Origin of the sequence: Streptosporangium minutum (assembly GCF_002149035.1) — a bacterium.
GTDB classification, from domain to species: domain Bacteria; phylum Actinomycetota; class Actinomycetes; order Streptosporangiales; family Streptosporangiaceae; genus Streptosporangium; species Streptosporangium minutum.
Window position 1 is genome coordinate 1 of record NZ_NGFP01000333.1, and the last position, 8,687, is coordinate 8,687.

The 8,687-nt window shown below is 69.6% G+C and carries 11 protein-coding genes; 6 read left to right on the forward strand and 5 right to left on the reverse strand.

The features are described 5' to 3' along the window. From CA984_RS40195 to CA984_RS40205, 3 genes are all read right to left on the reverse strand, one after another. Nucleotides 1-318: RNA-guided endonuclease InsQ/TnpB family protein (locus CA984_RS40195; protein WP_165781601.1), on the reverse strand; the 318-nt coding region annotated here is incomplete at its 3' end. A gap of 109 nt (nucleotides 319-427) precedes the next feature. Next, nucleotides 428-904, reverse strand: coding sequence for a nuclear transport factor 2 family protein (locus tag CA984_RS40200; protein ID WP_086578603.1), 477 nt, complete (start codon nucleotides 902-904; stop codon nucleotides 428-430). A gap of 13 nt (nucleotides 905-917) precedes the next feature. Next, nucleotides 918-1,847 (reverse strand): amidohydrolase family protein, encoded by a 930-nt coding sequence (locus tag CA984_RS40205; RefSeq protein WP_207621221.1) that lies wholly within the window; start codon nucleotides 1,845-1,847, stop codon nucleotides 918-920. 74 nt (nucleotides 1,848-1,921) lie between these two features. Between CA984_RS40205 and CA984_RS40210 the strand changes: the two genes are divergently transcribed. Next, on the forward strand, nucleotides 1,922-2,635 hold the full coding sequence (locus tag CA984_RS40210) for a M50 family metallopeptidase (RefSeq protein ID WP_086578604.1): 714 nt from the start codon (nucleotides 1,922-1,924) through the stop codon (nucleotides 2,633-2,635). Nucleotides 2,636-2,908: 273 nt separating this feature from the next. On the opposite strand, the gene CA984_RS40215 is transcribed toward CA984_RS40210, so the two are convergent. Next, a complete protein-coding gene (locus tag CA984_RS40215; RefSeq protein WP_086578610.1) occupies nucleotides 2,909-4,093 on the reverse strand; it encodes an RNA-guided endonuclease InsQ/TnpB family protein in 1,185 nt (394 codons plus the stop codon). After that, entirely contained in the window at nucleotides 4,077-4,511 is a 435-nt protein-coding gene (gene tnpA / locus CA984_RS40220) for an IS200/IS605 family transposase (RefSeq protein WP_086578605.1), read from the reverse strand. Before tnpA ends, CA984_RS40215 begins: the two co-directional genes overlap by 17 nt. A 283-nt stretch (nucleotides 4,512-4,794) precedes the next feature. On the opposite strand from tnpA, the gene CA984_RS40225 reads away from it, so the two are divergent. From CA984_RS40225 to CA984_RS40245, 5 genes are all read left to right on the forward strand, one after another. Beyond that, on the forward strand, nucleotides 4,795-5,490 hold the full coding sequence (locus CA984_RS40225; RefSeq protein WP_086578606.1) for a sensor histidine kinase: 696 nt from the start codon (nucleotides 4,795-4,797) through the stop codon (nucleotides 5,488-5,490). Nucleotides 5,491-5,637: 147 nt separating this feature from the next. After that, a complete protein-coding gene (lanKC, locus tag CA984_RS40230) occupies nucleotides 5,638-8,274 on the forward strand; it encodes a class III lanthionine synthetase LanKC (protein ID WP_086578607.1) in 2,637 nt (878 codons plus the stop codon). A 4-nt stretch (nucleotides 8,275-8,278) separates the two neighbouring features. Next, entirely contained in the window at nucleotides 8,279-8,410 is a 132-nt protein-coding gene (locus CA984_RS40235; RefSeq protein ID WP_086578608.1) for a SapB/AmfS family lanthipeptide, read from the forward strand. 33 nt (nucleotides 8,411-8,443) lie between these two features. Beyond that, entirely contained in the window at nucleotides 8,444-8,575 is a 132-nt protein-coding gene (locus CA984_RS40240; protein WP_012892884.1) for a SapB/AmfS family lanthipeptide, read from the forward strand. A gap of 33 nt (nucleotides 8,576-8,608) precedes the next feature. Then, on the forward strand, nucleotides 8,609-8,687 hold a 79-nt coding region (locus tag CA984_RS40245), incomplete at its 3' end, for a SapB/AmfS family lanthipeptide (protein ID WP_133061923.1).

Below are 8,687 nucleotides of genomic sequence, written 5' to 3' on the forward strand. Positions count from 1 at the left end.
TTTGAACGTCGGATACTTCGCCCGTTTGGCGAAGAAGTTCGCGAACGCTGCCTGCAGGTGCCTGAGCGCCTGCTGCAACGGCACCGACGACACCTCGTTCAGGAACGCCAGCTCCTCGGTGCGCTTCCATTCCGTCAGCGCCGCCGACGACTGCACGTAGGAGACCTTCCGGCCTTCAAGGGTGTAGGCGCGGGTCCTCTCCTCCAACGCCTTGTTGTAGACCAGGCGGGCGCAGCCGAACGTCCGGGCAAGCTCTTCGGCCTGCCCGGGGGTCGGGTAGAAGCGGAACTTGAACGCCCGCTTCACGATCCGCGCCACGCCCCACACGATATTGCGAGCCCGGTTAACCATGCCCGCGCTTTCGAGAAACACCGTGCGACACCGTACCGCGCTTCCTCCCCAGGACTGAAGCCCGGGGTCTCCACACTCAAGGAGTTTCGATGAACTCCTCCAGCGACCGCATCGCCCTACCCCGGATCGTCGCCCGGAACATCGGGGTCCAGCCGAAGAAGAGCCCCACCGGCCGGCCCAGGGCCATCTTGGACCAGTGCTTGAAGTCGAACTCGTCGTGGTGCCGGATGATCAGGCCGCCCTCGAACCGGAACAGAGCGTCGATCTCGTTGACGACCTCTCTGCCCGTCCTGCCGAAGGTGTAACGGGCTGTCCAGTGCGCCGCGCCGTCGTGGTCGCGCGCATTGACGTCCCGGACGGCCACCCCGATGTCACGGTTGCGGCCGAGCAGCATCCGCCACATGCCCATGACCCTGTCGCGGCCCTCCAGCTCCTGGAAGACGGGGTCACCGAACGTGACCTCGGGGTGGTAGCAGCGCTCCATCGCGTCGGTGTCACAGCGTCCGAAGGCGTCGTAGAAAGTCCTGATGAGCGCGGCGTTCTGGTCGTTCACGCGGGTCCCCCGATCATCGTTCTCCCGGCGACCGAGTGTCGTCGGGAGAAAGACCAAGCAGATCGGCGGCGCTGTCCCAGCACACCGCCCGCAGCCAGTCGTCGCCGAGGCCGAGACGGTCCAGCGCGTGGATCTGGTGTGCGTAGGGGTGGGGGATGTTCGGGAAGTCGCTGCCGAGCAGGACCTTACCCGCCAGGCCGAGGTCACGCAGCCGCGGCCCGAGGCGGGCGGGGAACGGCATGCGGCGCTCGGCGAAGTCGGTGAAGGTCATCGTGGTGTCGAGCCGTACGTTCGCGAAGGTCTCCGCCATCCCGAAGAACTCCTCGTACTCGGGCATGCCGAGGTGCGCGACGACCACGGCCAGCCGGGGATGGCGGGCCAGCACCCCGGCGATCGGCACCGGGCCGGTGCAGCGGCCGGGCAGGGGGATCGAGCTGGCGTGGACCACGACGGGGACGCCCCGCTCGGCCAGCAGCCCCCACACCTCGTCGATCTCCTTGAGCCTGGGGTCGAAGTCGCCCACCTGCAGATGGACCTTGAAGATGCGCGCTCCCCGGTCGAGGACGTCCCGCACGTAGTCGAGGACCCCGGGTTCGGGGTAGAAGGTGGCCGAGGGGAGGCATCCGGGGGTACGCCGGGCGAAGTCGAGGGTCCAGGCGTTGAGGTCGGCCGCCATGCCGGGCCGGTGCGCGTACGCCAGGGCGGAGAACGCCCTCACCCCGAGCTCTCCCAGGCGCGCGACCCGCTCCTCCACGGGCACCCGGTAGTGGATCGGCCACCCCGCCCCCATCAGCGGGCCGCCGTTCTCGAAGTGGTGCCAGACCCGGCGCTCCATGCGCTCGGGCAGGAAGTGGACGTGCACGTCCGCCAGACCCGACAGGCCCAGGCCCCGCCACCAGGCGGGGACGTCGGCGTCGGCCGGCTCTGGAATGATGCTCTGCACATCCACGACTTTATCGCCAGCACACCGGATGTCATGGGACGCTTTGCTCCGACGCCGTGAAGGAGAAGTGATCGTTGTCCGAGGTCTGGGTGACTCTGACCACGCCCCAGGTGGGGCCGCCCCTGTGGATCGTGCTGCTGGCCGCGCTGGCGGCGCTGGCCGTGGTGACGTGGTCCGCGTCGTGGCAGCTGTCCCGGGGCCTGATCACGATCGCGCACGAGGGCGGGCACGCGCTGGCGGCGCTGCTCACCCGGCGCAAGCTGCAGGGCATCCGGCTGCACTCCGACACCTCAGGTGTCACCCTGACCCGGGGCAGGCCCACCGGTCCGGGGATGATCCTGACCGCCGCCGCCGGATACGTCGCCCCGTCCCTGCTGGGGCTCGGCGGGGCGTGGCTGACCTCCGCCGGCTACGTGGCGATCCTGATCACCGTCGTGATCGCGCTGCTGTTCTGCATGCTGCTGCTGATCCGCAACCTGTTCGGCGTGGTCAGCCTGGTGGCCACCGGAGGGGCGACAGCCGCCCTCACCTGGTACGCCCCGCCCGACGTGGACGCCGTCCTCGCCTACCTTGCCGTCTGGTTCCTGCTGTTCGGCGGTGTCCGGCCGATCGTGGAGCTGCAGCGCAAGCGGCGGCACGGCCACGCCCCGGGTTCCGACGCCGACCAGCTCGCCCGGCTGACCTTCCTGCCCGGCGGGTTCTGGGTGCTGCTGTTCCTGCTGGTGGCGGGGGCCGCCCTGCTCGGCGGGGCCTACCTGCTGGTCCCGTTGCCGCTCGCCTTCAACTGACCGCCGGACGGCCGCGACCCCTCACCGCCTCACCGACGCTCGCCTTCCGCTGACCGCCGGACGGAGCCGGGTCTCCTCGCCTTCGACTGACCGCCGGACGGCCGAGACTCCTCACCGTCCGGTCGCAGGCACGACCGCCGCCGCCCCGGCAGGGGCCGCCCTCGTGCGCGACGCCCTCTCCGGCTGACCACCCGCGCCGGCGGTCCCGCCCGGCGGGACGGGTTATAACAACACGTTGTGACTCCTCCGCTCCCTGAAGGGAGCGGCTTCTCGCTAAGCCGCTTGCGCGACGTCGCGAAGGGCAAGCCCTGCCCTCAAGATGTTGATCGCCGCGTTGACGTCGGCGTGCGCGACGTGTGCGCACCGCTGGCAGTGAAACTCGGCTTGGCTGACACGGTTCTCCTTCGCGACGTGCCCGCATCGGGCGCACGTGCGGGAGGTATGGGCGGGGTTCACTGCGACCAGCTCTCGACCGGCGCTTTCAGCCTTGTGCGACAGGATCGTCAGGAACACCCCCCAACCCGCGTCGAGAATCGAACGGTTGAGGCCGGACTTCTGAGCGACGTTCCGGCCGGGCGCCTCGATCGTGCCAGACGCCGAGCGGGTCATGTTCGCAATCCGCAGGTCCTCGTGCGCGATGACGTCATAGTCACGGACCAGTCGCAGGGCGGCCTTGTGTGCGCCGTCCAGGCGCTGACGGCGGACCTTGCCGTGCAGGGCGGCGACCCGCGCCGCCGCTTTACGTCGCCGCCTGGAGCCACGCTTCTTACGCGCCAGGTCCCGCTGAGCAGCGGCCAGCCGGTCGGCGGAGGCGGCAAGGTGGCGCGGGTTGTCCAGGTGCTCGCCGTCGGAGGTGGTGACCAGCGACGCCACCCCCAGGTCGATCCCGGCCGCCGCGCCGGTGGTGGGCAGGGGTTCGGCGGGAACGTCGTCGCACGACAGCACCACGAACCAGCGGCGACCCTCCCGCTTCACGCTGATCGTCTTGACGGTGCCACGCACAGCGCGGTGCTGGTGGACGCGGACATGCCCGACGCCCTGGAGGCGGACGAACGTCGCGGTCGGGTGCTCGGGCTGGGAGTCCCACCGGCAGCCGTCGCCATCTTTGGGCCATTCGACGGTGTCGAACCACCTCTTGCCCTTGAAGCGGGGGAAGCCCGGCGTGCGCCCGGCCTTGAGGCGGTCGAAGAACGCGCGGAACGCCTTGTCCAGGCGGCGCAGCGTGGCCTGCTGGGAAGAGAACGACCACCGGCCCTGTCCGCCCGCGTCGTCGGCGCGGATGTGCTTGAGGTCGGCGGACTGCTCGCCGTAGCGGACGCTCACCTTCACCTTGGCATAAGCGGTGCGACGATGCTCCAGCGCGGCGTTGTACAGGGCGCGGTGGTCCTCCAGGCACGCCGTCAGCGCGGCGGCCTGGCGGGCGGTGGGACGCAGCAGAAACTTAAACGACCTGCGCACGAGCGCCCCCACCCTTGGGGACGCGCTCGTATTGGGTCTCGATGTAGCGCTGCACGGTATCGGCGGACACCGCGCCGGTCGTGGCCACGAAGTACGACCGTGACCACAGCGTCGGCAGTTGGGAGCGCAGGTGCGGAAACTCGGCACGCAGGTGGTGGGAGGTGAAGCCCTTGAACTGGTTGGCCACGTACGACGGGGAGTTCTTCGGGTGCGGCTTGACGAACAGGTGCACGTGGTCGGGCATCACCTCCAGCGCCACAATCTCCCAGCCGTGCTCGTCGGCCTTGGCGCGAATCAACTCCTCAAGGCGGTCCTTGACCCGCCCGCCCAGAACCGGGCGACGGTACTTCGGGCACCACACCACGTGGTATCCGAGGTCGTAGGCCGCGCCGGTAGAGGTGCGCACTTGACGAGTCATACGATCGTTATAACAGCATCGCCCATCTAATGTGCGACGATCGGAGATCCCACATGCGCAGACCTGACCGGTCAGGGCACGCTCGGGCCTTGACGGCCCTCCCGCTCCCGATTCCCCCGTCGCCTAAAGGCGGTGGTCCCCTTGGGAGGAACTGATGGATGAACGTTGGCACCATTCTTTGCGATCACCCCTCTACCGCAGAGTATTGTTCTTTTTCATTGACAGTTAAACGATTTCTTGAGTTTATGTCCAGGTATGCCGCCCTTCTAGTGAGAGTCGGTCGATGCCACCCCAGCTATATGTCGCCATAGCCGGGATCGTCCTGATCTCACTGGGCGTAACCGTCACCCTGGCGCTGCGGATCAGACGGTTGCGCGCCGAGCAGGAGAGGGCCGTCACCCGCGCGCACGAGGAGTTCGCCCGCGACGTGCACGACCTCGTGGGGCACTGGCTGTGGCTGGCCTCCATCAAGAGCGAGCTGGCCTACCGGCGGGCGGCCGGCGACGCGCGCCTGCGCGGGGATCTGGGCGAGGCGCTCCAGGCCGTACGGCACGCCGCGCACGCGGTGCGCAACGTCTCCAAGGCGCACCGGCACCCGTCCCTGCACGGCGAGAGCATGCGCGCCCAGGCCCTCCTCACGAGCTTCGGGGCCGCCTGCACGGTCCGGATGGAGGCAGCGGGGCTGTCCCGGGAGGTGAGCGCCACGCTGGGGACCGTGGTCCGCGAGGGCGTCACGAACATGCTGCGGCACAGCGCGGTCAGGACCTGCGTGATCGAGCTGGCCGAGCGCGACGGCCTGCTGCGGCTGACCGTCGCCAACGACGGCGCCCCCGGGCGGGCCCCCCTGCCGTCCGCCGGCGACGGCCTGGGCAATCTCCGCGACCGGGCGGCCCGGCTCGGGGGCACGGTGCGCGCGACCGCCGGCGAGGGCGGCTGGTTCACCCTGATCGCCGAAGTGCCGCGAAAATTTTCCGAATAAGTTTCATTTTCAATGCGAAAGCCCAGGTGGCGCACATGCTCATGATTAGACCTGTGAAGTTCGCACGTACGAGTAGTTGAGTTTGTAACTGGTGATTTCTCGGGTTATCCGTAATTCTCTCTTCTGGAAGACAGCAGGGAGATTGCCGTGAATGACCAGTATGAGCTTTATTGCCTCGCGGACCGGCTCTTTTACGACACCCTTGACGGCCGCCGGGGAGATCACCCCGATTTCGCACTCGCCACCCGGGATGTCCCGGACGGCTGGGAGCACGAGGCGACCGACACGTGGATGCACTACGCGCCCCTCGCCACCCGGACGCCGGCACAGGGCTGGAAGATCCACGTCTCGGCGTGCCTGGAGGACGCCGAGCGGGCGATGGAAGCCGTCTGGGACTACTGCGTGCCTCGCGGAATCGCGTTCAAGTTCCTGCGCAACCGGCCGGTCATGACGATGCTGAACTCCAAGGCGGCGGCCCGCGGGTCCAGCGGCAAACTCGTGACGATCTACCCGCTGGACGAGGGGCAGCTCGAACTCACGCTGAAGGAGCTCGACGAGCTGCTCCGCGGCGTCAGCGGCCCCTATATCCTCAGCGACCTCCGCTACGGCGAGGGCCCCCTCTACGTGCGGTACGGCGGCTTCACGCCGCGGCGCTGCCTGGGCGGCAACGGCGAGCTGGTCCTCGCCGTCGAGGACGGCGAGGGACGGCTGGTCCCCGACACGCGTGGAGCGGCCTTCCACCTGCCGGCCTGGGTGACGCTTCCGGGGTTCCTGGAGCCTCACCTGGCCGCCCGCAACGCGGTCACGACCAACGACCTGCCGTACGCCATCGAGAGCGTCATCCAGTTCTCCAACGGCGGGGGCGTGTATCTCGGCCGGGACCTGCGCACCGATGAACGGGTGGTGCTGAAGGAGGCGCGCCCGCATGCCGGGCTCGACGCCGCCGACCGGGACGCGGTGACGCGGCTGGCGCACGAGCGGGACATGCTGGAGCGCCTGGCCGGGCTGGACGCGGTGCCGGCGCTGCTCGACTACTTCACGCTCGGCGATCACCACTTCCTGGTCCAGGAGTTCGTCGACGGCAATCCGTTGCAGCGGCTCCTCGTGCAGAGATATCCGCTGACCCGGGCCGGCTGCGACCAGGACACCATCGCCGGATACACCGAGTGGGTGCTCGACGTGCTCCCCAAGGTGCGGCAGGCGGTCGAGTCCCTGCACGGGCGGGGGGTGGTCTTCGGCGACCTGCACCCCAACAACATCCTCCTCACCGGCGAGGGGCGGCTGGTCCTGATCGACTACGAGGTCGCGACCCTCGCCGCGGACCGCGGCCGGGCCGCCCTCGCCCACCCGGCCTTCGGCGCGCCGTCCGACCGGCAGGGCGTCGACGTCGACGTCTACGCCCTGGCCTGCCTCTGTCTGGGGCTGTTCGCCCCCCAGCTCACGATCATGCTGCCGCTCGACCGGGCCAAGGTCATCCATCTAGCCGGGCTCGTCACCGAGACCTTCCCCGTGCCGCCCGAGGTGGTCGAGGAGGCCGTCCGGACCATCATGGGGACGGCGCCGGTGACGGCGCGGCCGATCCCCCGGCTGGACCGGGACGGCTGGCCGCGGGCCAGAGAGGCGATGTGCCGGGCGATCATGGCGAGCGCCACCCCGGGCCGGGAGGACCGGCTCTTCCCCGGCGACGTGGCACAGTTCCAGGCCGGCGGGGGCGTCAACCTCGCCTACGGCGCGGCGGGCGTGCTCTACGCGCTGGAGGCGGCCGGGCTGGGCCGCTTCCCCGAGCACGAGGACTGGCTGCGCAGGAAGGCGCTGGCACCCGTCCGGGGGACGGGCATCGGCTTCTACGACGGCCTGCACGGCGTGGCCTACGTTCTGGACCTGCTCGGACACCGCCAGGACGCGCTCGACACGGTCGAGCTGTGCCTGCGGGAGAAGTGGGAGTCGCTGGAGCTGGGCCTGTTCGGCGGGCTCGCCGGAGTCGGGCTGAACCTGCTCCACCTGGGCGGGACGACACGGGAGCAGGCGTTCACCGACCTGGCGCTCCAGATCGTCGACCTCTGCGCCGACAGGCTCGGCGGCCCCGACGACGTGCCGGCGACCAGCGGAGGGGCCAATCCCCGCGCGGGGCTGATGTACGGCTCCTCCGGTCCCGCCCTGCTGTTCCTGCACGCCTACGAGCGGACCGGCGACGCCTCGCTGCTCGACCGGGCCGCCGTGGCGCTCCGGCAGGACCTGCGGCGCTGCGTCTCGGGCGAGGACGGCACGTTGCAGGTCAGCCAGGGCTGGCGCACGCTGCCCTACCTGGACGAGGGCTCCGTGGGCATCGGCGTGGTCCTCTCCCGCTACCTGGCCCACCGTGACGACGACGACTTCCGCGCCGCGCTCAGCGGCTGCCGGCGCGTCACCGAGGGCCGCTTCTTCGTCCAGCCGGGGCTGTTCACCGGCCGGAGCGGCATGATCGCGGCTCTCGCCGCGGGCCTGGGACCGGCGCCGCACGATCCCGACATCGACCTGGCCGAGCAGATCCACGGACTGAGCTGGCATGCGCTGCCCTACGGCGGCGGGCTGGCCTTCCCGGGCGACCAACTGCTCAGGCTCTCCATGGACTTCGCGACCGGCACGGCCGGAGTCCTGTTCGCGATGAGCACCGCGCTGCACGACCGGCCGGTGTTCCTCCCCTTTACCGGGCCGCCCGGCGGCACAGGTGCCCTGACCATGGCATTGCCTGTGCATGAATCCGCCGAGCGGCTCCGCTCCCACGAGCCACTGAAGGAGGTGTAAGCACATGGTACTTCTCGACCTCCAGACCCTGGAAGCCCCCACCGGCGGTGGCGGCGGCGGTGGCGGCAGCACGCTGACCGTTCTCGGCTGCGAGTCCTACAAGCCGAGCAACCTCAGCCTCCTGCTCTGCCACTAGCCCGTTCACACCCCCAAGAAGTGAGGTAATCCCATGGTTCTTCTCGACCTCCAGACCCTGGAAGCTCCCGGCGGCGGCCACGGCGGCGGCGGTGGCAGCACCCTGACCGTTCTCGGCTGCGAGTCCTACAAGCCGAGCAACCTCAGCCTCCTGCTCTGCCACTAGCCCGTTCACACCCCCAAGAAGTGAGGTAATCCCATGGTTCTTCTCGACCTCCAGACCCTGGAAGCTCCCGGCGGCGGCCACGGCGGCGGCGGTGGCAGCACCCTGACCGTCC